The organism is Sphingomonas sorbitolis, from assembly GCF_036663875.1.
Taxonomy (GTDB): domain Bacteria; phylum Pseudomonadota; class Alphaproteobacteria; order Sphingomonadales; family Sphingomonadaceae; genus Sphingomonas.
This window is the reverse complement of record NZ_JAXOJS010000002.1, coordinates 242,877-267,431: the sequence shown is the minus strand read 5'-3', so window position 1 is coordinate 267,431 and position 24,555 is coordinate 242,877. Positions and strand designations below refer to the sequence as shown.

Sequence of the window (24,555 nt, the reverse complement as noted above, 5' to 3'; positions counted from 1 at the left end):
GCCCGCGAAAGCCCAGTCTGGTCCCCCGTCTCTGGCACACAGGGTTGGCTGGTGTGTCAGGGGCGCGGAGTCGGCATCGGGTCGTGCATCGATGCGGCCTGCAACTATACGCTGTTATGCCTGGGGCGACTCTAGGACGTTTTCGCTTCGTTGGTCAGGGCAGGTCGTGGAAGCAAAGACGTCTGTGCGGTCTGCGGTCAGTTCCGGCAGGGCGGCTGGAAGGCCCGATCTGGTCATGCCGGTACGATCCCACCGGCACCACCCCGGCGAAGGCCGGGGCCCAGTTTGGGAACGTTGCCAAAGATCGGCGCGCTTCGTTATTGAGGCCTTTCCACCTGGGCCCCGGCCTTCGCCGGGGTGGGCGTGTGTGAGGCGGATGCGTCCACGACAGCCATTCAGGTGTTTGACGCAGCGCCTTAGGTAACGCGGACGCGTGTTGGGGGGGCTCAGGCACTCTGCCCTCCCGAGCGACGGCAACGTTTCAACTCGTCGCAGCCTCACTCGCCTCCCGCCAAACCCTAAAGTCGTGGCAGCGTCACCCCGCGTTGTCCCATATATTTCCCCGCACGGTCGGCATAGCTCACCTCGCACGGCTCGTTCCCCTTGAGGAACAGGAACTGGCACGCGCCTTCGTTCGCATAGATCTTCGCGGGCAAGGGCGTGGTGTTGGAGAACTCCAGCGTCACATGACCCTCCCATTCGGGCTCGAGCGGGGTCACGTTGACGATGATCCCGCAGCGCGCATAGGTCGACTTGCCAAGGCAGATCACCAGCACGTCGCGCGGCACGCGAAAATATTCGACGGTGCGGGCAAGCGCGAAGCTGTTCGGCGGGATGATGCAGACATCGGTCTTGCGGTCGACGAAGCTGTTCGCGGCAAAGTCCTTCGGGTCGACGATCGCGCTGTCGACATTGGTGAAGATCTTGAATTCGTCGGCAACGCGCGCGTCATAGCCATAGGACGACAGCCCGTACGAGATGCAGCCATCGCGACGCTGTGCCTCATGGAATGGCTCGATCATCGCGTCGCCCAGCGCACGCTCGCGGATCCAGCGGTCGGACATCACGGACATGGTAGCTCCTCTTCGCCGTGCGCTTTCGCTTGGATAGCGGGCCGCGGCAAGGGCACGTGCGCCACCCCTGCGCGATTTTGCCGCGAAAATGACATTGCTCGCGATCTTCCGGATCGTCATGGGGGCGTCATGGAATTGTCATGAATCAGGCATCGCGAACCCCAGTGCGTTGTGTGCCATCCTCCGGCGTATCGGCGAGCGTCGTGCACGCGCCCGATGGCGCGGCAATCGGTACTGGGCGGCGCTCCTTGTACCTTTCGTCCCGGTTGCTGATCGCGATCGCCGCAACGCTTACGCTACCCAACCCGGCGTCCGCGCAGACGGTGCAGGACCTGCAACGTCAGATCGACGAATTGAAGGCAACGATCGCCGAACTCAAGGCCGCTCAAGCGCCGACGACAAGCCTGGCCAGCCCCATGCGGCCGACCACCGCGCCCGAGACCGACCTGGCTAACGCCGCGCCGCCGCCTGTAGCCGTACCACAAGCACAGCCTCGCCCGGCACCGCAGCTTGCCGCTGCACCGACGGCGAGCAAGCAAGCGTGGTATGATCGCATCAAGCTGCGCGGCTACACGCAGATGCGGTTCAACGAAATTCTGTCGGGCGATCGTACCGCGCCCGATGGCCAGTCGCGGCTGCGATCGGTCCATGACGGCGCGATCGGCGACAACAGCAATTTCTCGCTGCGTCGCGTCCGCCTCGTCCTGCAAGGCGATCTGACCGACTGGGTGTCGTTCTATTTTCAGCCCGATTTCGCGGTCAACGTCAGCAACCAGTCGGGGGGCGAGCGTCGTGAGGGCTTTGCGCAGCTCCGCGATGCGTATGTCGATACCTTCCTCGATGCGGATCGCACGGTGCGGCTTCGCTTCGGCCAGTCGAAGGTGCCGTTCGGCTGGGAAAACATGCAGTCCTCGTCGAACCGCCTGACGCTCGATCGGAGCGATGGGATCAACAGTGCGGTGCCCGGCGAGCGCGACCTCGGCATCGTCGCCTTCTATACGCCACCGCAGGTGCAGCGGATTTGGGACCGGCTCGAGGACGACGGCCAGAAGCTGTTCGGCAACTACGGTGCGTTCGGGGTGGGCGTCTATAACGGACAGGGCATCAGCCGCGCGGAAACCAACGACGGCGTGATGACCGTGGCGATGGCGACATGGCCGTTCGCGCTCGACGGCTTCGGCAGCGCGTTCGCGGGGCAGGTGCTGGAAACGGGCGTAGCGGCGATCCGCAACCGCGTGCAGCCCGAACTGCGGAGCGGCGGAGTCAGCGATACGGCGTTCGCCGACGAACGGTTCGGCGTCCACGCGATCCTGTATCCGCAGCCGATCGGGTTCCAGGCGGAATGGAACTGGGGACGGGGCCCCGAATATGATGCGACGTCGCAGTCGATCACGACCAAGCGGCTGAACGGCGGTTATATCCAGACGATGGGGCGAGTGAAGACATCGCCGCTCGGCCCGTTCATGCCGTATGCGCGCTGGCAATATTACCGCGGCGGGTGGAAGGCGCTGGCCAACGCGCCGCGACTCGAGACCGACGAGTTCGAGCTCGGGATCGAATTTCAGCCGACCCCGCCGATCGAGCTGACGATCGCCTATGCACGGATGGAGCGACGCGAGGCGGACGAGCGGCGCACAGGGAGGGCGGACGGCAATCTGATCCGCACGCAGTTGCAGTGGAATTATTGAGGCGAGGTTCGAGCTGGCGCGGCTGAGCTCGGAACCAGTCGGTGGCTATCCCTTTCGAACAAGGAAGCTTTGTTTCCTCGCGAAGGCGGGGATTCAGACTGGGCTCCCGCCTTCGCAGGAGAACAAGGGCGCCGTACGATCGCCGACTTGTATGTGTTTGAAGGGGTACCGAACCTGTCCGGGTGACAAGGCTTCAGCTGATACCTAGGTCCGCCGGCCCGAATGCATCCGGCAGCAATTCCGACACGGTGTAGGTGCGAATCGCTTCGCCTTCCGCGGCGCCGCAATGGACGGGCAGGTCGCGCCCGCCCATCTGTGCGGCTTCGTTGATGACCTGGCGACAGCGACCGCACGGGCTGACCGGCGAGGTGCCGGTGGCGCGACCCTCGGCGTCCATCGCGCCGCCGATCACGCCGATCGCGACGATATCGCGGAGCCGACCTGCAGCGCTGGCGGTGGCGATCGCGACTGTTTCCGCACACAGCGACAGGCCGTAGCTGGCGTTCTCGAAATTCGCGCCGGTGATGACGGTGCCATCGTTCAGCAATACCGCCGCACCGACCGCGAACCGCGAATAGGGTGCGTGGGCGTTGCGGGCGGCGTCACGTGCTGCGGCGACGAGTTGGATTGCGTGTTCGGTCATGATGCTACCACGTCCCAGTTTACCGGTCCCTCGATCCCGTCGATGCGACGAAAATCGCTTGCGCGCCACATCCGCCACGGTCGCGCGGTGTAGTCGGGCTTGAAGATATTCTCCACCGCCCATAGCGGCCGCGGGACGGCGTCGGACAGCGTGTATTGCGAGTCCACCGCCTTGCTGATCCGTAGCATGACCGGCTGCCTGGTGTGCGTCTCGACCATCGTCACGAACTGCGCGATGTCGGCGATCAGCGTCGCGCGGTCCGGCCTCGCGGTGCAGTCGTCGTGGAACGCGATGTCGACCGCGGTCGGCAACGCGTCCGAGGTCCGCGGCACGAAGGTGTTGAACGCGTTCGCCTGCTCGTCCGCGCGCTGACACAGCGAATAGACATGGACCGCACCGCGGCGCAGGCCGGCGTCGGGCAACGCCGCCCAGTTCGCCTCGAACGTCGGCTCGCGGCGGTCGGTGCCCGAGGTCGCGACGATGTAGGCGAAGTCGGCACCGCTCGCGCGCACCGTGCCCCATTCGACTGGCCCGGGGTTTTCGGCGAGGTCGATGCCCTGCAGCGGGTAGTGCTTGACGTCGGGGTGCCAGCCGGTCGCGGCGGTCCAGCCGCAGATACCGACGAAGCCGGTCGCGGCCAGCGCGGCCGCGAATTTCAGAAGTGCGTGAGCCATGGGTCTTCTAGTTGCGGATGTGGAGAACGCAGATCAGCGTGAACAGCCGTCGCGCGGTGTCGAAATCGACCTCGATCTTGCCGTCGAGACGCTCTTTCAGCAGCTCGGCGGCTTCGTTGTGGACGCCGCGGCGGGCCATGTCGACCGTCTCGATCTGGGCGGGGGAGGATTGCCGGATCGCCTGATAATAGCTGTCGCAGATCGCGAAATAATCGCGGATCGGGCGGCGGAAGCGACCGAGCGCGAGCACCAGCGTCTCGAGATGCGTGTCGTCCTCGCGGTGGATATGGATGCCGAGGCGCCCTTCCTCCGACTGGAGCTTGATCTTGTAAGGGCCGGCATAGCCGTCCGGGTAGGCGCGCTGGGGTGCGAAGTGATTGCCCTCGATCAGGTCGAAGATCGCGATCCGGCGTTCCTGCTCGACGTCGGGCGAGCGCCAGCCGAGACTAGTCTCGTCGAGTTGCACGTCGATGATCCGCGGGTCGGCCATACCGGTTCGATAGCGGGGCGCGTTCGGCCTGTCACTTATCCCCAGCATTCCGGCGCGAGCAGCTTGGACGAGGGCCGATGCTTCGCGTAGGTGAAGGGGATGGCAACTCTCGCATTCCCCGTTCCCGCCGTGGCCGAGCCGCAGCAGCTTCCCCGCAATGTCGAGGCCGAGGCCGCGATGCTCGGCGCGATGATGATCGACAACCGGCTCGCGGACGATCTCGTGGACAAGCTCGAACCGGGGCATTTCTTCGAACCCGTCCACGGGCGGATCTTCGCGGCGATCAAGACGCTGCGCGGCAACGACATGCTCGTGACGCCAGTGACGCTGCGGCCGATGTTCGATGCGGACGAGGGTATGCGCGAGCTTGGCGGACCGGCGTATCTGGCCGGGCTGACGGGTAGCGGCGCGGGACTGATCGGCGCGCGCCAGTTCGCGCAGCAGATCTATGACCTGGCGATGTTGCGCGCGCTCGTGTCGGTCGGCCGTACGCTCGTCGATCGCGCGATGGACACGTCCGAGGAGGTCAATCCGCGCGCACAGATCGAACTCGCCGAAGAAGAGCTGTTCAAGGTCGCGGCGGATGGTGGTTCCGAGAACACCGTAAAGTCGTTTGCGCAGGCGACGACCGCGGCGGTCAAGATGGCCGAGCGCGCGTTGAACTCCGGCGGCAATCTGTCGGGCGTCACGACCGGCATCGATTCGATCAACGCCAAGATCGGCGGCATGCATCACAGCGATCTGATGATCCTCGCCGGTCGTCCGGGCATGGGCAAGACCTCGCTCGCCACCAACATCGCGTTCAACGCCGCGCGGCGCTGGATGCGCGACATGGCCGACGGGATCGCGCCGAAGGATTCGGTCGGCGCGAAGGTCGCGTTCTTCTCGCTGGAGATGTCCGCGGATCAGCTCGCGACGCGTATTCTCGCCGAGCAGTCGCAGATCAGTTCCGAATCGCTCCGCATGGGTAAGATCAGCCGCACCGAGTTCGCGCAGTTGGCGGCTGCCGCTGCCGAGTTGGAGAACCTCCCGCTGTTCATCGACGACACCGGCGGTCTCTCGATCGGCGCGCTGCATACGCGCGTACGCCGGTTGCAGCGTCGGCACAACAACGAGATTGGCCTGGTGGTGGTCGATTACCTCCAGCTGTTGTCGGGCTCGGGTAAGAGCAAGGACGGCAATCGCGTCCAGGAAATCTCCGAGATTTCGCGTGGGCTGAAGACGCTGGCGAAGGACCTCAACGTGCCCGTGCTGGCGCTGTCGCAGCTTTCGCGTGCGGTGGAATCGCGCGAGGACAAGACGCCGATGCTGTCGGATCTTCGCGAGTCGGGGTCGATCGAGCAGGACGCGGACATGGTCTGGTTCGTCTACCGCGAGGATTACTACGTCGCGTCGAAGGAGCCCAAGCGACCGGCCGAAGGGGATAGCTCGAAGATCTTCGAGGATCACGCGTCGTGGGCGGCGGAGATGGAGCGGGTCTACGGCCTGGCGGAACTGATCATTGCGAAGCAGCGACACGGCGCGACCGGCAAGGTCCGGATGAAGTTCGATCCGACGATTACGAAGTTCTCGGATCTCGCGGAGTATTGATCCCATCGTCTCCCTCGCCCCTGCGGGGAGAGGGAAGGGGCCCGCCGCCCTTGCGGTGGGAAGGGAGAGGGGCGTGAGGCTCGGGACGGTTGATCCCAACGCCCCTCTCCCTTCCGTCGCTACGCTCCTCCCTCCCTCTCCCCGTAGGGGCGAGGGAAAGCGGTCAGATCATCGGGTCGTAATCGGTGGGGGCGTGGATGCCGCATTCGACCTTGTCGAAACTCCGCCACCGGCCCGCGCGGGGGTCTTCGCCGGGGGCTACCTTGGTCGTGCACGGCGCGCAGCCGATCGAGAGATAGCCTTGCGCCTCCAGCGGGTGCCGCGGTAATTCATGCTCGGCGAAATAGGCGTCGAGCTTGGCCTTGTCCCAATCCGCCAGCGGGTTGATCTTGAGGCGGCCCTCGTCCTCTTCGAAGCGGGGGAGAGCGGTACGGGTGCCCGACTGAAACCCCTTCCGCCCCGAGATCCAAGCATCGAACGGCGCCAGCGCCCGCCGCAAAGGCTCGACCTTCCGCAGATCGCAACACCCGTCGGGATCGTACGACCACCGCAACCCCGTCTTGTCCTTGATCGCCAGCAACCGCGGATCAGGCCGGAACACGCGCAGGTCGGTGAACCCCAGTTTCTCCGCCAGTTCGTCACGATACGCCAAGGTCTCGCCGAACATCTTCTGCGTGTTCGTGAACACCACCGGCACGTCGACATCGACCTGCGCGACCATGTGCAGCAGCACCGCCGACTCCGCGCCGAACGACGACACCGCCGCGATCCGACCGCGCAACTCGCCAACCAGCAACTCGAACAGCATCTCCTGCGCAGAGACGCCCTCGAATCGCTCCTGCATCGCCATCGCATCGGCGCGCGTGAACGCCGGCGTGACGTCGATCATGTCGAGTTGGCGCGCGGGCTCACCCATGGCGCAACTTCCACACCGGCACCGCGCCGTCCGCCGCCTTCTGGTACGGCGTGTCGTAGCGCTCGAGGCTGGTGCGTAGCACGTCGATGTCGATCGGCGCCTGGGGTGCGAAGCTGTCGAACCCGCAGCGCCGCATCAACGGGATCTGGTCGACCAGCACGTCGCCCTGCGCGCGCAATTCGCCCGTGTATCCTGCCTCGCGCAGAATCCGCGCGGAGGAATAGCCGCGCCCGTCGCGGTAGCCGGGGAAGCTCACCTCAATCAGCGCAAGCTGGTCGATCTGCGGCAACAGCGCGCGCGCGTCGTCGCCTGCCTCCAGGCGCACGGCGGCGGCGTTGCTCTGGCCGATGAACGAATCGAGCGTCACCGCGGGCTCGTCATGCGGCTCGTCGTCGCGGAAGCGGAGTAGGGTGTCGCTCATGCGAAAACTCCCGTCATGCTTGCCCAAACTCCCGTCATCCCAGCGAAAGCTGGGATCTCATGGTTCGGGCCGGACGTGTTCCCCCCGGATACCCCAGCTTTCGCTGGGGTGACGGACAGAAGCGCTTGGGTGATGGACAGAGGCGTTGGGGTGACGATCGGGTTATCCATAGATCGCCTCCTTGAACGTCTCGAAGCCGACGCGGCGGTAGGTATCGAGGAAGCGCTCACCGGGGTCGCGGACCTGCAGGTACCGGTCGGTGACGCGTTCGATCGCGTCGACCACGCCGTCTTCGGAGAAACCGGGGCCGGTGATCTTCGCGAGGCTCACATCCTCTGCGCCCGACCCTCCGAGCGAGAGCTGGTAATTCTCGGTGCCCTTCTTGTCGACGCCGAGGATGCCGATGTGGCCGGCGTGATGGTGCCCGCACGCATTGATGCAGCCGCTGATCTTGAGCTTCAACTCGCCCAGATCGCGCTGGCGGTCGAGGCTGCCGAAGCGGGTCGCGATCTTCTGCGCGAGCGGAATCGAGCGCGCGTTGGCGAGGCTGCAGTAATCGAGACCGGGGCAGGCGATGATATCGCTGATCAGGTCGAGATTGGCTTCGGCGAGCCCCGCCTCGTTCAGCGCCGACCACACCGCATGCAGATCGGCGATGCGGACGTGCGGCAGGACGATGTTCTGCGCATGCGTGACGCGCAGTTCGTCGAAGCTGTAGCGCGTGCCGAGATCGGCCATCACGTCGATCTGGTCCGCCGACGCGTCGCCGGGGATGCCGCCGATCGGCTTCAGGCTGATGTTGACGATCGCGTAGCCCGGCTGCTTGTGCGCCTTGACGTTCTGGTCGAGCCAGACCGCGAAGTCGGGATCGCTGCGGTCGATATCGGTCGAGGCGCTCGGGTCGAAATCGGGCGCGCCGAAGTGGCTCGTGATGCGTTCCAACTCGGCGCGCGGGGGATCGAGGCCGAGGCCCTTCACCGCGGCGAACTCCTCCTCGACCTGGCGGCGATATTCGTCGGGACCGATCTCGTGGAGCAGGATCTTGATCCGCGCCTTGTAGATGTTGTCGCGCCGGCCGTAGCGATTGTAAACGCGCAGGCACGCCTCGAGATAGCTCATCAAATCGTCGGCGGGGACGAAGTCGCGAATCTCGTGGCTGATCATCGGCGTGCGGCCCATGCCGCCGCCGACGTAAATCTTGGCGCCGAGTTCGCCGTCGCGGACGTGCAATCCGATGCCGATGTCGTGGAGCCGCATCGCCGCGCGATCCTCGTCCGCCGCGATCACGCAGATCTTGAACTTGCGCGGGAGGTAGGTGAATTCGGGGTGGAACGTCGACCACTGGCGGATCAGCTCGGCCCAGGGGCGCGGGTCGGCGACCTCGTCCGCGGCGGCGCCGGCGAACTGGTCGGAACTGATGTTGCGGATGCAGTTGCCGCTGGTCTGGATGGCGTGCATCTCGACCGTTGCCAGCTCCTGGAGGATGTCCGGGGTCTGGCCGAGCTGGATCCAGTTGAACTGGATGTTCTGCCGGGTGGTGAAGTGCCCATAGCCGCGATCATACTTGCGCGCGATATGCCCGAGCATCCGCATCTGGCGTCCGTCGAGCGTTCCATACGGCACCGCGACGCGCAGCATGTACGCGTGCAGCTGAAGGTATAGACCGTTCATCAGCCGCAGCGGCTTGAACTGGTCTTCTGTCAGCTCACCCGAGAGGCGGCGGCGGACCTGATCGCGGAACTCGTCGACGCGCTGGTCGACGATCGCCTGGTCGTATTCGTCGTATTTATACATGTCAGATTACCCAGCTGCCGGCGTTGGGGTCGGCGGGTTTGAGAGTCAGATCGGGCCGCATCGTCGGGCCGAGCGCGCGGATGCGATCCTTGATGTGGGCGGGGCGGGGGCCTTCTGAGGTTGCGGTCGCCTCGATCAGGTAGGGGACGTTGACGCGACGCGCGCCTTCCTCGGCCTGGAGGATCGATTCACCCGACACGCCGACGTCGACCGCATCCTCGATGTGGCGCGACCAGCCGTTGCCGGTCCACCATACCACGTCGCCGGTGGGGAGATCGTTTCCAGTCAGGATCTTCATGCGGCGGCTGCCTCTGCTACGCGGGCCCAGCGGGCGAGTTTGTCTTCTGCATCAGAGAGTTCGACGACTTCGCCGACGACGATGATCGCGGGGCTCTGCACCGCTTCGCGCGCTACCATCGCGCCGAGATCGGCGAGAAGCGTGCGGATCGCGCGTGAACCCTTGAGCGTGCCGCGTTCGAGAACGGCTACCGGCATGTCCGGCGCGACGCCGTCGGCCATCAGCTTGTCGGCGATATCGGTCGCGGTGGCGATGCCCATGTAGATCACCAACGTGCGACCCTGCCCGGCAAGCCCGGCCCAATTCTGCTCGCTAAGCCCCTTGCACTGACCCGCGACGAAGCTGACCGCGCTCGAATGATCGCGGTGGGTGAGCGGGAGCATCGCCTCGGCAGCGCAACCGAGTGCGGCCGAGACGCCGGGGATTACTTCGACCGGGAGCCCGGCGGCGCGGACGGCTTCGACTTCCTCGCCGCCGCGGCCGAATACGAACGGGTCACCGCCCTTGAGCCGGATGACGATCGCGCCGGTTTTCACGTGCGCGATGATCAGCGCGTTGATCGCCTCCTGCGGCAGCGTGTGGCGCGCGCGCTGTTTGGCGACCGAGATGCGCTGCGCCCCCGGCGGCGCGATGTCGAGCACGCGCGCGTCGATCAGCCCGTCATGGACGACGACGTCGGCGGTCTTGAGCGCCTCGACCGCGCGGACGGTGAGGAGACCGGGATCGCCCGGGCCCGCCCCAACGAGGATGACGCGCCCGCGGGCGGTTGGGTCTAGGAGACTTGCCATGCGATGGGAGATGGGCGGCAACGCGCTGCGCCGCAACCGAATGATGCTTTGGCGGGGGGTAGGATTGCTTTCCTTGGCTGGTCAGCCGTCGCTGAGACCGATGCCGATCGATGCACGCGCACTTTCGGATTCGCTGCTGACGACCGGGTAGGCGCAGTAATCTGCCGCGTAATAGGCGCTGGGGCGGTGGTTGCCGGACCAGCCTATGCCGCCGAACGGTGCGCCGGACGAGGCGCCATTCGTTGGCTTGTTCCAGTTGACGATGCCGGCGCGGATGTTCGCCCAGAAGCGGTCGTAGAGCGCGGGTGTCTGGCTGATCAGCGACGCGGACAGGCCGTAGCGCGTGGCGTTTGCTTCGGTGATCGCGGCGTCGAAATCGTCGACGCGGACGATTTGCAGGATCGGGCCGAACAGTTCGATGTCGGGGCGGTCGGCGATGTCGGTGACGTCGATCAGCGCAGGTTTCAGGAACGGCAGGTCCGCGACCGGACGTTCGAGATGACGGATCGCGCGACCGCCCCGGGTAAGCAGTTCGAGGAAGCTCTCGCTGAGCTGGTCGGCGGCTTCGTTGTCGATCACCGGGCCCATGAACGGGGAGGGGGTCGCGTGCGGTTCGCCGACGATGATCCGGCCGACCATCTTGTCGAGCGTGGCGATCAGCGGGTCGTAGAGCCTGGTGTCGACGATCAGGCGGCGCGCGGCGGTGCAGCGCTGGCCCGCGGTGGTGAAGGCGGACTGGATGATCAGCACCGCCGCGGTGTGAAGGTCGGGCGTGTCCCAGACGACGATCGGGTTGTTGCCCCCCATCTCGAGCGCGAGGATCTTCTCCGGTTTGTCGGCGAACGCGCGGTTGAGCGCGAGACCGGTGCGGGCCGAGCCGGTGAACAGCAGCCCGTCGATATCGGGATGCGCGGCGAGTGCCTTGCCCTCGGCGGGGCCACCGATGACGAGACGGATGCACTCGGGTGGGACGCCAGCGGCGCGGAAGCATTCGACCAGGAACGCGCCGACGGCGGGGGTCTTTTCGGATGGCTTGAAGACCACCGCGTTGCCGGCGATCAGCGCGGGGACGATGTGGCCGTTGGGCAGATGCGCGGGGAAGTTGTAGGGCCCGAGCACCGCGAGCACGCCATGCGGCTTGTGACGGACGGCGATGCGTGTCCCCATCGTCGCCTCGAGCCGGCGCTGCGCGGTGCGATCGGCATAGGCGCTGACCGAGATGTCGACCTTGGCGATGACCGTCTCGACTTCGCCGCGCGCTTCCCAGATCGGCTTGCCGGTCTCGCGCGCGATCAGGTCGGTGAAGGCGTCGTTGCGCTGGCGGACGATGTTGGCGAAGCGGCGCATCGTCTCGATCCGGAAGGCGAGCGGTTTCGACGCCCAGCTGGACCAGCCGGCGCGGGCGGCGGCGACCTCCGCATCGACGTCGCCGGTCGGATGACGCCAGAGAATCGCGCCGGTGGCCGGTTCGTAGGAGATGATCTCATCGGACATGGCGCTGCTCTTGCCTTGATTCGCGGCGAGTTTCCACTGGTCGTGAAAAACGCTGGGAGACGGCAGCCTTACGATCCTCCCCCGCCAGGGGGAGGTGGCGCCGAAGGTGTCGGAGGGGGAGGACGGAGAAATAATGGTTTGCCTTTCCTCCCCCTCCGTCAGGCAAGTGCCTGCCACCTCCCCCTGGCGGGGGAGGATCGGGTCAGGCGAGCGCTTCGGCCATGGTGCGGATTGCGGTGACTTTGGCGTTTAGGGCGGTCCAGTCGTCGTGTTCGGCGATCGGCGCCCAGATCGCTTCTACCTCGTCGATCAGCATGCTGCATGGTTCGCCCGACCAATAGGGGTGCGAGCGGGCTTTTCGCGGTTCGTAGGCCGCGAGCGCGGTGCGGACTTCGGTCCAGGCGGCGGCGTAGGTGTCGGGCAGGTCCCCGCCGAATGCGTCGAAGAAGAAGCGGTCGATGCCGACGCCCGAGGTGCGGAATGCGCGCTCGGTGGCCTGGACGAGGTCGCGATCGGTGTCGGGATCGCGCGGGCGGACGCCGAGCCGCCAGAGGATCGCCTGCGTGACTTCGGGTTGGTAACGCGGGCCGAACTGGTCGAGCGCGGCAACGAGCGGCTCGCTCTCGGCGATCTGGCGGAGTGCGACGGCGAGTTGCATCACGTCCCAGTGGATCGCCTCGGGCTGGCGGCCGAACGCGTAGAGCCCCTGGTGGTCGAAATAGGCGGCGGTGAAGGCCGGATCCCAGGTCGGGGCGAAGCGCCACGGGCCGTAGTCGAAGCTCTCGCCGGTGACGTTGATGTTGTCGGAATTGAGCACGCCGTGGACGAATCCTGCCGCCATGTAGCGTGCGGATAGGCGCGCGGTGCGGCCGACGACGAGGTCGAGCAGGCGGACCGGGTCCTCGCTGTCCTCGTCGAACAGGTTGCGGAGCGTGTAGCCGACGAGTTTGCGAAGGCCGGCTTCGTCGCGTTCGTAGGCGAGGCGCTGGAAGCTGCCGATGCGGACGTGGCTGTGGTTGAGGCGGACGAGGACGGCGGAGCGCGTCGGACTGGGCTCGTCGCCGCGGTGGAGGTGCTCGCCGGTCTCGATCAGCGACAGCGTGCGGGAGCTCGGGACGTTCAGCGCCTCGAGCATTTCGGTGGCGAGGATCTCGCGGACACCGCCCTTGAGCGTGAGGCGGCCGTCACCCGCGCGGCTCCACGGGGTCTGGCCCGAGCCCTTGGTGCCGAGGTCCATCAACCGGCCTTGATCATCGCGCATCTGTGCGAAGGTGAAGCCGCGGCCGTCGCCGAGATCGGGATTGTAGTTGCGGAACTGGTGGCCGTGATAGCGGAGCGCGAACGGCTGGGGGAGCGTGCCGGGCAAAGGCTCGAACCGACCGAAATGGCGCGTCCACTCGTCGTCGGTCAGCGTGTCGACGCCGATCTGCGCGGCGGCGCGGTCGTTGCGGAACCGCAGCCGGGTCTCGGGGAAGTCGGCGGGTGCGACGGGATCGAAGAAGCCGTCTCCAAGGTCGAGGAGCGTTGCTTCGGGGCGATACACTTGCGGGCGGGTAGGCATGCGGCGATATGGTGGCCGCTACCCGAAGGACGCAACCATGGCCGCTCACGAAAACCTCTATTGGTGGTCCAACGACGGGCTGAGACTGCACGCGAGAGACTATCCAGGGGGCAAGGAAGGTCAGCCGCCGATCCTCTGCATGCCGGGCCTCACGCGGAATGCGCGTGATTTCGATGCGTTGGCGGCAAGGCTGGCAGGGCGCTGGCGCCTGATCGCGATCGATTTCCGCGGGCGCGGCGAAAGTGCGTACGCGAAGGATCCGATGTCGTACGTGCCGCTGACCTACGTGCAGGACGTCGAGGCGTTGCTGACCGAACTCGGTATCGACCGGTATATCGCGTTCGGGACGTCGCTCGGCGGGATCGTCACGATGCTCATGGCGGGGCCGTCGCGCGGCCGGATGATGGCGGCGCTGTTGAACGACGTCGGGCCAGAGATCGATGCGCAGGGGCTGTCGCGAATTCGCGGGTATGTCGGCAAGGCGAGCGTCTTCCCGACCTGGATGCACGCCGCGCGCTGCGTCTCCGAGAATAACGCCGACGTCTATCCCGATTGGCAGATCGAGGATTGGCTGGCGATGGCGAAGCGGCTGTACCGCCTGAACAGTTCGGGGCGGATCGTGCTCGATTACGACCTCAAGATCGCCGAGCCGTTCCGCGTGCCGGGTAACGAGGCGGGGCCGGACATGTGGCAGGCGCTCGCCTCGCTCCGCGACGTGCCGACGCTGATCGTCCGCGGCGGGCGATCGGACCTGTTGTCGGCGGCGACGGCGGAGCGGATGGCGGCATCGCTCGACCACGCGGAACTGGTGACGGTGCCGGGCGTGGGCCACGCGCCGACGCTGAGCGAGACGATGCTGCAGGAGCCGATCGACCGGTTGCTGGCGCGTGCGCTTGAGGGGGCGGCGATCCGCGCTTAGGGGAGGGCGGCGCGGCGTGTTCTGCCCGCAATCTGCTGACAAGCCGGGATACTTGATGACCGAACTCTCCGACGCCCACACGACCGTCCGCCCGCTGAAGGGCCGCCGTGCGATCATTACCGGGGGGACCACCGGGATCGGCCGGGCGATCGCGGTGCTGCTTGCCGCGGAAGGGGCCAAGGTGTTCATCTGCGGTCGCGACGAGCGCTATCTTCAGGACGCGCTCGCGCGCATTCGCGAAGTCGGCGAGGGCGACGGGATGATCACCGAACTCGCCGATCCCGACAAGGTCCGTGCGTTCTTCGATGCGGGCGAGGCGTATCTCGGCGGTTTCGACATCACCGTCGTCAACGCGGCGGTCGCGGCGGGCGGCCTCATGCAGATGAGCGAGGACGAGCTTCGCTATGCGATCGCGGTCGACTTCACCGCGTACCTGCTGAGCGCGCATCATGCTGCACACCGGATGACGCCGATCAGCGACATCGTCATCATCGGCTCGCTCAGCGCGCATATCCTCGGGCCCAGCTCGACGGTGTATGCCGGCATCAAATCGGGCATCGCTGGGTTCGCCGAGGCGCTGCGGCGCGAGGTCGGCCCGAAGGGGATCAAGGTCTCGCTGGTCGAGCCGGGCAAGGTCGGGTCGAACATGCAGTATCCGGACGTGCCCGACGACAAGCAGCGCCAGATGATCGAGGCGGAGCAGATGCTGCGCGCAGAGGACATCGCGGTGGGTGTGGAGTTCGTGCTGACGCAGCCGACGCGGACGGTGATACAGCAGATCGTGATCGTCCCTCGGGCGCTGGAGGGGGAATAGACGCCGACTAACCTCCCCAATTCCGTTCGTGCTGAGCGAAGTCGAAGCACCTCTACTCGGGGCACACCCTTCGACTTCGCTCAGGGCGAACGGGAAGAGGAGGTCCCAAAGGAAGACCAGTTACCAAGGAGTACAGCATGTTCGATCAGCTCGTCTTCACCCCCGCCGACATCGACCTGTCGCGCTCGCCGCTGGCGGGGAAGGTCGGCGCCGAGACCTATGTGCTCGGCGCGTTCAATCCGGGGATGACGCGGCTGGCGAACGGCAATCTGCTGTTGATGGTGCGCGTGGCGGAGGCGCTGAAAAAGCCGATCAGGGACGGCAACGTCCATGCGATCCGCTGGGAAGACGGCGCGTATGTGCTCGACGCTTGGCCACTGGCGATGGTCGATACGAAGGACCCGCGGAAATTCCTGATTCCCGGCGGCGGGTGGAAGGTGATGGCGCTGACGTCGCTGTCGTGGCTGCTGCCGGTCGAGCTCGATGCCGAGGGGCGCTCGGTCGTCGCGGTGCATTACGACAAGGCGATTGCGCCGCGCACGTCCTACCAATGCTACGGCGTCGAGGATGCGCGGATCTCGAAGGTCGGCGACCGCTATCTGATGACCACCTGCTCGGTCAGCCCGGAGCGGCACTCGACGACGTTGTATTCGTCCACCGACGCGCTCGACTGGCAGCTCGAGGGGATCGTGCTCGATCACCAGAACAAGGACATGCTGATCTTCGAGGGGCTGATCGGCGGGCAATATTGGGCGCAGACGCGCCCGCTCGGTGATTTGTATTTCGCCTACCCGCCGGGCAGCGAATGGCGCAGCGGCCCCTCGATCAACCTGTCGCGCTCGCCCGATGCGCTCCATTGGAAGCCGCACGACAAGCCCGGCATCCGCCCGCATGCCGCGACCGTCGCGACCGCGCGGATGGGCGGCGGCGCCCCGCCGATCCTGACCGACCGTGGGTGGCTGACGCTGTGGCACGGGGTGGAACCGTCGGGCGTGGTCGGTATCTACCGGACGTACTGGTCGATCCTCGACAAGGACGATCCGTCGATCACGGTCGCGACACAGCACACGCCGTTGCTGGAACCCAACCCCGTGCTGACCGAGCCACTGAAGGACAGCATGTACCTCGACAACGTCGTCTTCACGACGGGGATCGCGGACGCAGGCGACTTCTACGTGGTGGCGGGTGGGGAGGCGGATCTCGCATGCCGGATCACGCATATTCGCAAGGGGGTATTTGCGACGTAAAACGCTCTTGGCGTGAATGGCGGAGATGGGAGGAAAGCGGACATTCAATTTCTAGCCCTCTCCCGCCTTCGCGGGAGAGGGTTGGGTGAGGGTCTTTCTTCTTCTAGGCTCGTCGGATGTATCCGGTACGCCGCCAGATCAGTCGCCATGCCGCCCGCCTGCGGCGCGAACGTACCGATGTTGAGCAGATCATCTGGCTCGCCGTGCGCAATCGTCGGCTGGGCGGCTTCAAGTTCCGCGAGCAGCATACGATTGGTGACCATTATGTGGCCGATTTCACCTGTCTCGAAGCCATGCTGATCGTCGAACTCGACGGCAGTCAGCATGACCCGAAGATCGACGCACCCCGCACCGCCTTTCTGGAGGCGAGGGGGTATCAGGTGCTCCGCTTCTGGAACAGCGACATCATTGAAAATCGCGAAGGCGTTCTGGAAACGATCCTCGTTGCTCTCCTGGCGCGAGCCGCGAAGTAGAAGAAGACCCTCACCCAACCCTCTCCCGCGAAGGCGGGAGAGGGCTAGAATGTGTCCGCCATAGGGCGCATCGGTCGCGATAGCGCGGGTTCATCTGCTACTTTCCTAAGGCTCCATGGTTGCTGCCTACCTTGAAACCCCGTCCAGAAATCGGCATCGCTCGGGCATGGCCGCTTCCGTGAACATCCTCCACCTTCACTCCTCGTTCGACCTTGGCGGCAAGGAGGCGCGGGCGGTTCGGTTGATGAATGCGTTTGGGGATCGTGCCAGGCATACCATCGTGACGGGGGTGCCCGATGCCCTTAGCGCGCGGGACTCGATAGCGAAGGGCATTCGCTACGAGATCGCGCAGAATCCGCCGCCGCTGACCGGCAAGCCTTCGGTCAAGCGGTACGAGGCGATCGCGCAGTATATGCGGCGGTTCGACCTCGTGCTGACGTATAACTGGGGCGCGATCGACGGGGCGATGGCGCGGCGCGCATTCAGCAAGGGGGCGCCGCCGCTCGTCCATCACGAGGATGGGTTCAACGCCGACGAGGCGTCCGGGCTGAAGATCGAGCGCAACATCTACCGGCGGCTGGCGCTGAGCGCGGCGCATGCGCTGGCGGTGCCCTCCGAGGTGCTCGAAGGCATCGCGCTGAATACCTGGAAGCAGCCGCGCGCGCGCGTGCACCGGATCGTCAACGGGATCGGCACCGCCTATTACGCGCAGAAGCCCGAGCCGAAGGCGATCCCGGGGTTCGTGCCCAACGCCAAGGAGATCGTGATCGGTGCGCTCGCGGGCCTGCGCGAGGTGAAGGACCTGACCGCGCTGGTGCGGGCGGTCGGCGGCGTGTCGGGGCGGGTGCGGCTGGTGATTGTCGGCGAGGGGCCCGAACGCGCGAACATCATGCAGGCTGCGGCGGCGATGGGGATGGCGGACAAGCTGGTGCTACCCGGATTTCTCGATCGGCCGTATCGGTATATCGGCCATTTCGACATGCTCGCGGTATCGTCGCGGAGCGAGCAGTTTCCGATCTCGGTGGTCGAGGCGATGGCCGCGGGCCTGCCGATCGCGAGCTATCCGGTCGGCGACCTGAAGCGGATGGTCGCGCCTGAGAACCTGCCGTTCGTGACCGACATCGCCAACGAGGTTCGGTTGCGCGACGCGTTGCAGGCGCTGGTGTCCGATCCTGCGCTGCGCGCCTCGGTGGGCGCTGCGAACCAGGCCAAGGCGCGGGCGGAATTCGACGAAGCAGTTATGATCGCTCGCTATCGCGCGCTGTACGAGGATGCGCTCGGGCGCCCCGGTGCGCTGGGCGATATACTAACCTAGGTCTTAATATTGCTCGCGCGCTGCGTCCTTGCGATATAGGGGGCCGTATTTTCCGGGAGAGGTGACGTCGTGTTCAAGGGCCTGAAGCCTATCGTCTATAACGGTCGGGAAGTCTGGCCTCTGGTTGAGGGCGGCAAGGGCGTCGCCGCGACCAACCACGCGTCGGCCGGCGCCTGGGCTGCGGCCGGGGGCATCGGCACGGTCTCTGCCGTGAATGCCGACAGCTACGATCCCGACGGCAAGATCATCCCGCAGGTCTATGAAGCGCTGACGCGGCGTGCGCGCCACGAGGAACTCGTCGAATACGCGATCGAGGGCGCGGTCCAGCAGGTCGAGCGCGCGTACGAGATCGCCGACGGCAAGGGCGCGATCAATATCAACGTGTTGTGGGAAATGGGCGGCGCGCAGCGGATCCTTCACGGCGTCCTGGAGCGCACGCGTGGCAAGGTCGCTGGCGTCACCTGTGGTGCGGGCATGCCGTACAAGCTGTCCGAGATCACCGCGTCCTACGGCGTCAGCTATCTGCCGATCGTCAGCTCCGGGCGTGCGTTCCGCGCGCTGTGGAAGCGGGCCTATTCGAAGGCGGCCGAGTGGCTGGCCGCGGTGGTGTACGAGGATCCCTGGCTTGCCGGCGGCCACAACGGCCTGTCGAACGCCGAGGACCCGTTGAAGCCGCAGGACCCGTATCCGCGCGTCAAGGAACTGCGCGACGTGATGCGCGAGGGCGGCATCAGCGACGACGTGCCGATCGTGATGGCGGGCGGCGTCTGGTATCTGCGCGACTGGAACGACTGGATCGACAATCCGGAACTCGGCACGATCGCGTTCCAGTTCGGCACGCGGCCGCTTCTCACGCGCGAGAGCCCGATCCCCGAGGGCTGGAAGAACGCGCTGACTCAGATCGAGCCCGGCGACGTGCTGCTGCACAAATTCTCGCCGACAGGGTTCTATTCGTCGGCGGTGCGCAATCCGTTCCTGCGCTCGCTCGAGGCACGGTCCGAGCGCCAGATCGCCTTCTCGACGCAGGAGGCGGGCGACCACGTGTTCCAGCTCGACGTCGGCGTGAAGGGCAAGAACTTCTGGGTGACGCGCAACGACTTGCTCCGCGCACGGCAGTGGTTCGGCGAGGGCTATACCGATGCGCTCAAGACGCCGGACAACACGCTGGTGTTCGTCAGCCCGACCGAGAAGGGCATGATCCGCAAGGACCAGGCGGACTGCATGGGGTGCCTGTCGCAATGCTCGTTCTCGAGCTGGGCGGATACCGAGACGAACTCGACCGGACGGCTGGCCGATCCGCGTAGCTTCTGTATCCAGAAGACGCTGCAGGACATCGCGCATGGCGGCGACATCGACCAGAATCTGATGTTCGCGGGGCACGCGGCGTATAATTTCAAGAAGGATCCGTTCTATTCGAACGGCTTCGTGCCGAGTGTCGGGCAGCTGGTCGATCGGATTTTGACGGGGGATTGAGGCGCGGGTGGCCGCGCGTCTGAGCCGGACGCGTCCCAAGCGAACACTTCCCCCGTTTCCCTAAGCCGCCCCGTCACCCCAGCGAAAGCTGGGGTATCATCATGAGGCTCAAGTCGCCCGCCAAAGGGGGAGACCCCAGCCTTCGCTGGGGTGATTGGGGGCGGGGTGCAGAGTGGTCGGACGGACTCGCTGAAATCACCCGAACCGCCTCGCAAACATCAGGAGCCGTAAATGACGCTACACGCATGGTGGCTGTTCGTGGTCGCGGTGTTCCTCCTGTGCGGGACGCCGGGGCCGAACATGCTGCACGTCATGACGCGCAGCATCGCGTTTGGCGCGCGCCGCAGCATCGCGGCGATGGCGGGGTGCCTGACCGCGCTGGTGCTCGTGCTGGCCGCGTCGGCGGCGGGCGTATCGGCGTTGCTGGCGGCGTGGCCGCGGGTGTTCGATGCGCTGCGTTATGCCGGCGTCGCGTATCTGATTTTTCTCGGGATCAAGGCATGGCGCGGGGCGGGGTCGCCGATCGATCTCGGTGGCGATGCGCTGCCCCAAAGCTGGTCGGCCCGGCGGCTGTTCCGCGGCGGGTTCGCGATCGGCATCAGCAACCCGAAGCTGCTGCTGTTCGCGGCGGCGTTCCTGCCGCAGTTCGTCGATCGCGCGTCGCCGCAAGCGCCGCAGTTCGCGATCCTGGTGGTGACCTTCGCGGTGGTCGAGAGCTTCTGGTACGGCGTGTATGCAGCGGGCGGACGGACGCTTGCGAGGTCGCTGACGCAGCCGGCGTTGCGGCGCGCGTTCGACCGCGTGACGGGCGCGATCTTCATCGGCTTCGGGCTCGCGTTGCTGCGGGTGCGAACGTAGCAACGGGGTAACATTGACGGCGATGCCATTGCCGTTTGGCGTCATTGCGCGCATACTGCACGCATCGCGGCGCTTCGTACGGGCAGGCTGCGACTGAGAGATGCTTTGCGCTCCCGCTCCGAGCCGGGAATGCCGCATGACGATCTTTTCTACCAGCGCACCACGGGCGATCCGGTCATGACCACCGGTGCGGATACCGTCGTGCCGATCTCGCGCGCGGTGAATGTCAGCGTCGAGCAGCCGCAGGTCGTGGCGATGTGCAAGAAGCACGACGCGATCATCAGCGCGATCGAGACGCTGCCGTCGGGCGGCACACGCGTAGTGCTGATGAACAGTGTCGACGCCGCCAAGATCATCAAGGCGTTCGGGTCGAAGGTGCTGACTGGGACGGTCGCGCGAACGCATTGGATGCGTGCAGTCTGAGATCAAGATTGCAATCCTCCCCCGCCAGGGGGAGGTGGCTGGCATTTGCCAGTCGGAGGGGGAGGCAAGCGAAACCTCTGTTCCGTGTCCTCCCCCTTCGTCACCTTCGGCGACACCTCCCCCCCGGCGGGGGAGGATCGAGCGTTTAGGCGGCGATAGATTAGTCGGCGACGGTGCCGACCACTGCGCCACCGGCACCACCAACGGCGGCACCCTTCTCGACGCTACCACCGGTCGCTGCGGCAACGCCTGCGCCACCGGCTGCACCGATGCCCGCGCCCTTGAGCGTCGAGCACGCGCTCATCGACACGGCGGATGCGATCAGCAGGGCGGAAATGGCGAACTTCTTCATGGGGATACTCCTGTCTCTCCGGGGGTATCCAACAAATGCTGCACCGCGGGATCAGTTCCGAAACTGATCCAGATTGTATTGGGGCGTTACAGCCAGCCGTCGAGCACCTGATCGGGCGGGCGGTGGCCGTCGGCCCACATCCGGATATTTTGGATGACGCGCTCGCCCGATGCCATCCGGCCTTCGAGCGTCGCCGAGCCCATGTGCGGCAGCATCACGACGTTGGGCAGCGCGAGCAGCCGCGGATCGATCGCCGGCTCATGCGCCCAGACGTCGAGCCCCGCGCCCGCCAGTCGCCCCGCTTCGAGCGCATCGACCAGCGCGCCCTCGTCGACGATCCCGCCGCGTGCCGCGTTGATCAGATACACGTGTGGCCGCATCAGCGCGATCCGGCGCGCATCGATCAGGTCGCGGCTGTCGGGGTTGAGCGGGGTGTGGATCGTCACGATGTCGACGCTGCTGAGCATATCGTCGAGCGAGGCGTGGAAGGTCGCCGCGAGTTGCGCCTCGCGGACCGCGGGCAGGCGGGTGCGATTGTGATAATGGATCGTCAGCCCGAACGCGCGCGCCCGGAGCGCGACCGCCTGGCCGATCCGCCCCATCCCGACGATGCCGAGCGCCTTGCCGCCGATCCGGTGGCCGAGCATCCCGCCCGGGCTCCAGCCGTTCCACTGGCCCGAGCGCACCAGCTTCTCGCCCTCGGCCAGCCGCCGCGGTACCGACAGGATCAGCGCCATCGTCATGTCCGCGGTGTCTTCGGTGAGCACCCCCGGCGTGTTGGTGACGATGATTCCGCGCGCGCGCGCCGCCTTCAGGTCGATATGGTTCACGCCCGCGCCGTAGTTCGCGATCAGCTTCAGGCGGTCGCCTGCGCCCGCGATCAGGTCGGCGTCGATGTCGTCGGTCACGGTCGGGACGAGCACGTCGCAGTCGGCCATCGCCGCCGCGAGCTGCTCGCGGTCGAGCTTGGCGTCGGCGCGGTTGTTGCGCGTGTCGAACAGCGCCTCCATCCGGTCCATCAGCGTATCGGCCAGCTCGCGCGTGACGACGACCTTGGGGTTTGGACAGCGGCGTGTGTCGGTCATCGCGACGGCTTGGCGAAGGCGCGCGCGCGCGTCAACGTGCGCCGTTCATGCCGTCGTCGCTGGGCACGTCAATGCGGTTGAGGAACGGGCGGCGTCGGGATAGGACGGGGCTCGCCATTTAGGACTCGATCATGCGCATTCTCGCCGCCGCGCTTTCCGTTCTCGCTGCCGTCGCGCTGATCCCGAACCCCGCGGTCGCCGCCGATGCGAAGAAGAGCGTGCCCTATTATGCGTCGATCTCGGCGTCGCGCGCGCGGATGCGGACCGGGCCTGCGCGGACGTATCCGGCGAGCTGGCTGTATCAGCGCCAGGATCTGCCGATCAAGGTCGTCGCGATCTTCAAGGAATGGCGCAAGGTCGCCGATCCCGACGGCACCGAAGGCTGGATGCAGGCCAACCTGCTCAGCGGCACGCGCACCGCGATCGTCCACGGCGCGGGGCCGGCGGAGCTGCGCGAGAAGCCCGCCGCGTCCGGCAAATTGCTGTGGCGCGCCGCACCCGGCGTGGTCGGGCGGTTGAGCCAGTGCGGCAATGGCTGGTGTCGGTTCGACGTGAAGGGGCAGGCGGGGTTCGTCGCGATCGGCGGCCTGTGGGGCGTCGAGGCGGGCGAAACGCTGCCCTGACGCCGCTTCGACCGGCTATGCGGGCACTCTGGTTCTTGCCGTCGCCGGGTTCGAGAAGACCATCGCGTCGTCGACCGAGCCGAACTTCAACGCCATCAGATCCAGCGCGTAATTCTGGTTGAGCTTCCACGGTTTGCGTTCGCCCTGCGTCGGCAGTGCCGCGGCGGCGCGCTGGACATAGCCTGAGGTGAAGTCGAGAAACGCTTCGTTCTTCATCGTCGGGTCGTCGTTGTGCGGGGTCGCCTGGCGCAGGCCGCGCTTGGTCATCGTGTTGAGCAGGCGGCAGACATACACCGCGGTCAGGTCGGCCTTCAGCGTCCACGACGCGTTGGTATAGCCGAAGGTCGAGGACAGGTTCGGCACGCCGTCGAACATCATGCCCTTGTACTGGAGCCGACCGGCGAGCTCGATCGGCTTGCCGTCGAGGCTGAACGCGACTCCGCTCATCAATTGCAGCTCGAGGCCGGTGGCGGTGACGATCACGTCGGCGGGGAGATTCTTCCCCGAATCGAGGTGGATGCCGTCGGGCGTGATCCGCGCGATCGTGTCGGTGACGATCGAGGCGGTGCCGGCATTGATCGCGGTGAACAGGTCGCCGTCCGGCACCAGGCAGACACGCTGGTCCCACGGGTTGTAGCGCGGCGTGAAGTGGGTGGCGACGTCGTAATCGGGGCCGAGCTGGTCGCGGACCATGCCGATCATCCGCTCCTTCACGACCGCGGGCTTCTTCCGCGCCATCCGGTAGAAGAACATGCCCATCAGCACGTTCTTCCACCGGGTGATGCCGTACGCGGCCTTGGCGGGCAGCTTGCCGCGCAACCAGTTGGCGACGCCGTCCTCGCCGGGGCGCGCGACGATGTAGGTTGGCGAGCGCTGGAGCATCGTCACGTGCGCCGCGGTCTTTGCCATCGTCGGTACCAGCGTCACGGCGGTCGCGCCGCTGCCGATCACGACGACTCGCTTGCCGCTATAGTCGAGGTCCTCGGGCCAGAATTGCGGGTGGACGATCTGCCCGGCAAAGCTGTCCGCGCCCTCGAACTCGGGCGAATAGGCCTTGGCGTAATTGTAATAGCCCGCGCACATAGAGAGGAAGTTGCAGGTCAGCGTCACCGGGCCGTCGGGTCCCGTCGCTTCGACGGTCCAGCGTGCGTCCTCGGTCGACCAGGCGGCGGACTTCACGTGATGACCGTAGCGGATCTTCCGGTCGATGCCGTACGCGTGCGCCGTTTCCTCGACATAGGCGCGGATCGAGGGGCCGTCGGCGATCGACTTGGCCGCGGTCCACGGGTGGAAGACGAACCCGAGCGTGTGCATGTCCGAGTCGGAGCGGATGCCGGGATAGCGGAACAGGTCCCACGTCCCGCCCATCGACTGCCGACCCTCGAGGATCATGTAGCTCCGGTCGGGGCAGCGCGTCTGGAGGTGGTAGCCTGTGCCGATCCCGGAAATGCCGGCGCCCACCACGATCACGTCGACATGTTCGGTCATGCTGCATCCTCATGCCCCCGGCGTTACGCCGTAGGTTTCATAACCGAACCTATCC

Annotated in this window: 25 protein-coding genes; 11 read left to right on the top strand and 14 right to left on the bottom strand. The window is 66.1% G+C overall.

The genetic code is table 11. The features are described 5' to 3' along the window. Nucleotides 1-518: 518 nt before the first annotated feature. Complete coding sequence (dcd, locus tag U1763_RS06520; protein ID WP_055878967.1) at nt 519-1,073, bottom strand: dCTP deaminase; 555 nt, start codon at nt 1,071-1,073, stop codon at nt 519-521. Between the two features lie 248 nt (nt 1,074-1,321). Between dcd and U1763_RS06515 the strand changes: the two genes are divergently transcribed. After that, nucleotides 1,322-2,761 (top strand): porin, encoded by a 1,440-nt coding sequence (locus tag U1763_RS06515; protein WP_332754586.1) that lies wholly within the window; start codon nt 1,322-1,324, stop codon nt 2,759-2,761. A 193-nt stretch (nt 2,762-2,954) separates the two neighbouring features. Here the strand turns inward: U1763_RS06515 and cdd are convergent, their stop codons facing one another. The 3 genes from cdd to U1763_RS06500 are packed head-to-tail and all read right to left on the bottom strand — an operon-like array spanning nt 2,955 to nt 4,568. After that, nucleotides 2,955-3,404 carry a cytidine deaminase gene (gene cdd / locus U1763_RS06510; RefSeq protein ID WP_332754585.1) on the bottom strand — a complete coding sequence of 150 codons (450 nt, stop codon included), beginning with the start codon at nt 3,402-3,404 and terminating at the stop codon, nt 2,955-2,957. After that, the gene (locus tag U1763_RS06505) at nt 3,401-4,078 is read right to left on the bottom strand and encodes a glycoside hydrolase family 25 protein (RefSeq protein WP_132735528.1); all 678 of its coding nucleotides are present in this window, start codon (nt 4,076-4,078) and stop codon (nt 3,401-3,403) included. The genes cdd and U1763_RS06505 overlap by 4 nt, the downstream gene beginning before the upstream one ends. Nucleotides 4,079-4,085: 7 nt before the next feature. Further along, nucleotides 4,086-4,568, bottom strand: a complete 483-nt coding sequence (locus tag U1763_RS06500; protein ID WP_132735525.1) for a UPF0262 family protein — start codon at nt 4,566-4,568, stop codon at nt 4,086-4,088. A 99-nt stretch (nt 4,569-4,667) separates the two neighbouring features. Here U1763_RS06500 and U1763_RS06495 point away from each other — a divergent pair, with 99 nt between their 5' ends. Beyond that, on the top strand, nt 4,668-6,158 hold the full coding sequence (locus tag U1763_RS06495) for a replicative DNA helicase (protein ID WP_056063049.1): 1,491 nt from the start codon (nt 4,668-4,670) through the stop codon (nt 6,156-6,158). Between the two features lie 163 nt (nt 6,159-6,321). Here the strand turns inward: U1763_RS06495 and U1763_RS06490 are convergent, their stop codons facing one another. The 7 genes from U1763_RS06490 to U1763_RS06460 all read right to left on the bottom strand — a co-directional run bounded on the left by U1763_RS06490 (nt 6,322) and on the right by U1763_RS06460 (nt 13,430). Beyond that, nucleotides 6,322-7,074 (bottom strand): phosphoadenylyl-sulfate reductase, encoded by a 753-nt coding sequence (locus tag U1763_RS06490; RefSeq protein ID WP_060527031.1) that lies wholly within the window; start codon nt 7,072-7,074, stop codon nt 6,322-6,324. Next, nucleotides 7,067-7,495: a DUF934 domain-containing protein gene (locus U1763_RS06485; RefSeq protein ID WP_277983157.1), complete on the bottom strand. Its 429-nt coding sequence runs from the start codon at nt 7,493-7,495 to the stop codon at nt 7,067-7,069. Before U1763_RS06485 ends, U1763_RS06490 begins: the two co-directional genes overlap by 8 nt. Before the next feature lie 162 nt (nt 7,496-7,657). After that, entirely contained in the window at nt 7,658-9,289 is a 1,632-nt protein-coding gene (locus tag U1763_RS06480; RefSeq protein ID WP_332754584.1) for a nitrite/sulfite reductase, read from the bottom strand. 1 nt (nt 9,290) lies between these two features. Continuing rightward, nucleotides 9,291-9,587, bottom strand: coding sequence for a DUF2849 domain-containing protein (locus U1763_RS06475; RefSeq protein ID WP_332754583.1), 297 nt, complete (start codon nt 9,585-9,587; stop codon nt 9,291-9,293). Beyond that, nucleotides 9,584-10,375, bottom strand: coding sequence for a uroporphyrinogen-III C-methyltransferase (gene cobA, locus U1763_RS06470; protein ID WP_332754582.1), 792 nt, complete (start codon nt 10,373-10,375; stop codon nt 9,584-9,586). Before cobA ends, U1763_RS06475 begins: the two co-directional genes overlap by 4 nt. An 81-nt stretch (nt 10,376-10,456) precedes the next feature. Next, nucleotides 10,457-11,869, bottom strand: coding sequence for a succinylglutamate-semialdehyde dehydrogenase (gene astD / locus U1763_RS06465; RefSeq protein ID WP_332754581.1), 1,413 nt, complete (start codon nt 11,867-11,869; stop codon nt 10,457-10,459). 202 nt (nt 11,870-12,071) lie between these two features. Further along, complete coding sequence (locus U1763_RS06460; RefSeq protein WP_332754580.1) at nt 12,072-13,430, bottom strand: protein adenylyltransferase SelO family protein; 1,359 nt, start codon at nt 13,428-13,430, stop codon at nt 12,072-12,074. A 37-nt stretch (nt 13,431-13,467) separates the two neighbouring features. On the opposite strand from U1763_RS06460, the gene U1763_RS06455 reads away from it, so the two are divergent. From U1763_RS06455 to U1763_RS06420, 8 genes are all read left to right on the top strand, one after another. After that, nucleotides 13,468-14,349 (top strand): alpha/beta fold hydrolase, encoded by an 882-nt coding sequence (locus U1763_RS06455; RefSeq protein WP_332754579.1) that lies wholly within the window; start codon nt 13,468-13,470, stop codon nt 14,347-14,349. 55 nt (nt 14,350-14,404) lie between these two features. After that, a complete protein-coding gene (locus U1763_RS06450; RefSeq protein WP_132735500.1) occupies nt 14,405-15,163 on the top strand; it encodes an SDR family oxidoreductase in 759 nt (252 codons plus the stop codon). 137 nt (nt 15,164-15,300) lie between these two features. After that, a complete protein-coding gene (locus tag U1763_RS06445) occupies nt 15,301-16,410 on the top strand; it encodes a glycoside hydrolase family 130 protein (RefSeq protein WP_332754578.1) in 1,110 nt (369 codons plus the stop codon). A gap of 116 nt (nt 16,411-16,526) precedes the next feature. After that, the gene (locus tag U1763_RS06440; protein ID WP_332754577.1) at nt 16,527-16,883 is read left to right on the top strand and encodes an endonuclease domain-containing protein; all 357 of its coding nucleotides are present in this window, start codon (nt 16,527-16,529) and stop codon (nt 16,881-16,883) included. A 166-nt stretch (nt 16,884-17,049) separates the two neighbouring features. Beyond that, nucleotides 17,050-18,198 carry a glycosyltransferase family 4 protein gene (locus U1763_RS06435; RefSeq protein ID WP_332754576.1) on the top strand — a complete coding sequence of 383 codons (1,149 nt, stop codon included), beginning with the start codon at nt 17,050-17,052 and terminating at the stop codon, nt 18,196-18,198. Nucleotides 18,199-18,267: 69 nt separating this feature from the next. After that, complete coding sequence (locus U1763_RS06430) at nt 18,268-19,671, top strand: NAD(P)H-dependent flavin oxidoreductase (protein ID WP_132735491.1); 1,404 nt, start codon at nt 18,268-18,270, stop codon at nt 19,669-19,671. Nucleotides 19,672-19,902: 231 nt separating this feature from the next. Continuing rightward, nucleotides 19,903-20,529, top strand: a complete 627-nt coding sequence (locus U1763_RS06425; RefSeq protein ID WP_332754575.1) for a LysE family translocator — start codon at nt 19,903-19,905, stop codon at nt 20,527-20,529. Between the two features lie 105 nt (nt 20,530-20,634). Next, a complete protein-coding gene (locus U1763_RS06420; RefSeq protein ID WP_132735485.1) occupies nt 20,635-20,952 on the top strand; it encodes a hypothetical protein in 318 nt (105 codons plus the stop codon). A gap of 160 nt (nt 20,953-21,112) precedes the next feature. Here U1763_RS06420 and U1763_RS06415 read toward each other — a convergent pair whose 3' ends face one another. Together U1763_RS06415 and U1763_RS06410 are read right to left on the bottom strand one after the other, a co-directional pair. Continuing rightward, on the bottom strand, nt 21,113-21,304 hold the full coding sequence (locus tag U1763_RS06415; RefSeq protein ID WP_332754574.1) for a YMGG-like glycine zipper-containing protein: 192 nt from the start codon (nt 21,302-21,304) through the stop codon (nt 21,113-21,115). Between the two features lie 86 nt (nt 21,305-21,390). Further along, nucleotides 21,391-22,389 carry a 2-hydroxyacid dehydrogenase gene (locus tag U1763_RS06410; RefSeq protein WP_132735480.1) on the bottom strand — a complete coding sequence of 333 codons (999 nt, stop codon included), beginning with the start codon at nt 22,387-22,389 and terminating at the stop codon, nt 21,391-21,393. A gap of 131 nt (nt 22,390-22,520) precedes the next feature. Here U1763_RS06410 and U1763_RS06405 point away from each other — a divergent pair, with 131 nt between their 5' ends. Beyond that, nucleotides 22,521-23,012: an SH3 domain-containing protein gene (locus tag U1763_RS06405; RefSeq protein ID WP_332754573.1), complete on the top strand. Its 492-nt coding sequence runs from the start codon at nt 22,521-22,523 to the stop codon at nt 23,010-23,012. Between the two features lie 15 nt (nt 23,013-23,027). Here U1763_RS06405 and U1763_RS06400 read toward each other — a convergent pair whose 3' ends face one another. Beyond that, complete coding sequence (locus U1763_RS06400) at nt 23,028-24,500, bottom strand: flavin-containing monooxygenase (protein WP_332754572.1); 1,473 nt, start codon at nt 24,498-24,500, stop codon at nt 23,028-23,030. Between the last annotated feature and the right edge of the window lie 55 nt (nt 24,501-24,555).

What these genes read in the sequence shown, in the direction of transcription:
- dcd (WP_055878967.1), bottom strand. Translation starts at nt 1,073, where the DNA reads ATGTCCGTGATGTCCGACCGCTGGATCCGCGAGCGTGCGCTGGGCGAC.
- cdd (WP_332754585.1), bottom strand. Translation starts at nt 3,404, where the DNA reads ATGACCGAACACGCAATCCAACTCGTCGCCGCAGCACGTGACGCCGCC.
- U1763_RS06505 (WP_132735528.1), bottom strand. Translation starts at nt 4,078, where the DNA reads ATGGCTCACGCACTTCTGAAATTCGCGGCCGCGCTGGCCGCGACCGGC.
- U1763_RS06500 (WP_132735525.1), bottom strand. Translation starts at nt 4,568, where the DNA reads ATGGCCGACCCGCGGATCATCGACGTGCAACTCGACGAGACTAGTCTC.
- U1763_RS06495 (WP_056063049.1), top strand. Translation starts at nt 4,668, where the DNA reads ATGGCAACTCTCGCATTCCCCGTTCCCGCCGTGGCCGAGCCGCAGCAG.
- U1763_RS06490 (WP_060527031.1), bottom strand. Translation starts at nt 7,074, where the DNA reads ATGGGTGAGCCCGCGCGCCAACTCGACATGATCGACGTCACGCCGGCG.
- U1763_RS06485 (WP_277983157.1), bottom strand. Translation starts at nt 7,495, where the DNA reads ATGAGCGACACCCTACTCCGCTTCCGCGACGACGAGCCGCATGACGAG.
- U1763_RS06480 (WP_332754584.1), bottom strand. Translation starts at nt 9,289, where the DNA reads ATGTATAAATACGACGAATACGACCAGGCGATCGTCGACCAGCGCGTC.
- U1763_RS06475 (WP_332754583.1), bottom strand. Translation starts at nt 9,587, where the DNA reads ATGAAGATCCTGACTGGAAACGATCTCCCCACCGGCGACGTGGTATGG.
- cobA (WP_332754582.1), bottom strand. Translation starts at nt 10,375, where the DNA reads ATGGCAAGTCTCCTAGACCCAACCGCCCGCGGGCGCGTCATCCTCGTT.
- astD (WP_332754581.1), bottom strand. Translation starts at nt 11,869, where the DNA reads ATGTCCGATGAGATCATCTCCTACGAACCGGCCACCGGCGCGATTCTC.
- U1763_RS06460 (WP_332754580.1), bottom strand. Translation starts at nt 13,430, where the DNA reads ATGCCTACCCGCCCGCAAGTGTATCGCCCCGAAGCAACGCTCCTCGAC.
- U1763_RS06455 (WP_332754579.1), top strand. Translation starts at nt 13,468, where the DNA reads ATGGCCGCTCACGAAAACCTCTATTGGTGGTCCAACGACGGGCTGAGA.
- U1763_RS06450 (WP_132735500.1), top strand. Translation starts at nt 14,405, where the DNA reads ATGACCGAACTCTCCGACGCCCACACGACCGTCCGCCCGCTGAAGGGC.
- U1763_RS06445 (WP_332754578.1), top strand. Translation starts at nt 15,301, where the DNA reads ATGTTCGATCAGCTCGTCTTCACCCCCGCCGACATCGACCTGTCGCGC.
- U1763_RS06440 (WP_332754577.1), top strand. Translation starts at nt 16,527, where the DNA reads ATGTATCCGGTACGCCGCCAGATCAGTCGCCATGCCGCCCGCCTGCGG.
- U1763_RS06435 (WP_332754576.1), top strand. Translation starts at nt 17,050, where the DNA reads ATGGCCGCTTCCGTGAACATCCTCCACCTTCACTCCTCGTTCGACCTT.
- U1763_RS06425 (WP_332754575.1), top strand. Translation starts at nt 19,903, where the DNA reads ATGACGCTACACGCATGGTGGCTGTTCGTGGTCGCGGTGTTCCTCCTG.
- U1763_RS06415 (WP_332754574.1), bottom strand. Translation starts at nt 21,304, where the DNA reads ATGAAGAAGTTCGCCATTTCCGCCCTGCTGATCGCATCCGCCGTGTCG.
- U1763_RS06410 (WP_132735480.1), bottom strand. Translation starts at nt 22,389, where the DNA reads ATGACCGACACACGCCGCTGTCCAAACCCCAAGGTCGTCGTCACGCGC.
- U1763_RS06405 (WP_332754573.1), top strand. Translation starts at nt 22,521, where the DNA reads ATGCGCATTCTCGCCGCCGCGCTTTCCGTTCTCGCTGCCGTCGCGCTG.
- U1763_RS06400 (WP_332754572.1), bottom strand. Translation starts at nt 24,500, where the DNA reads ATGACCGAACATGTCGACGTGATCGTGGTGGGCGCCGGCATTTCCGGG.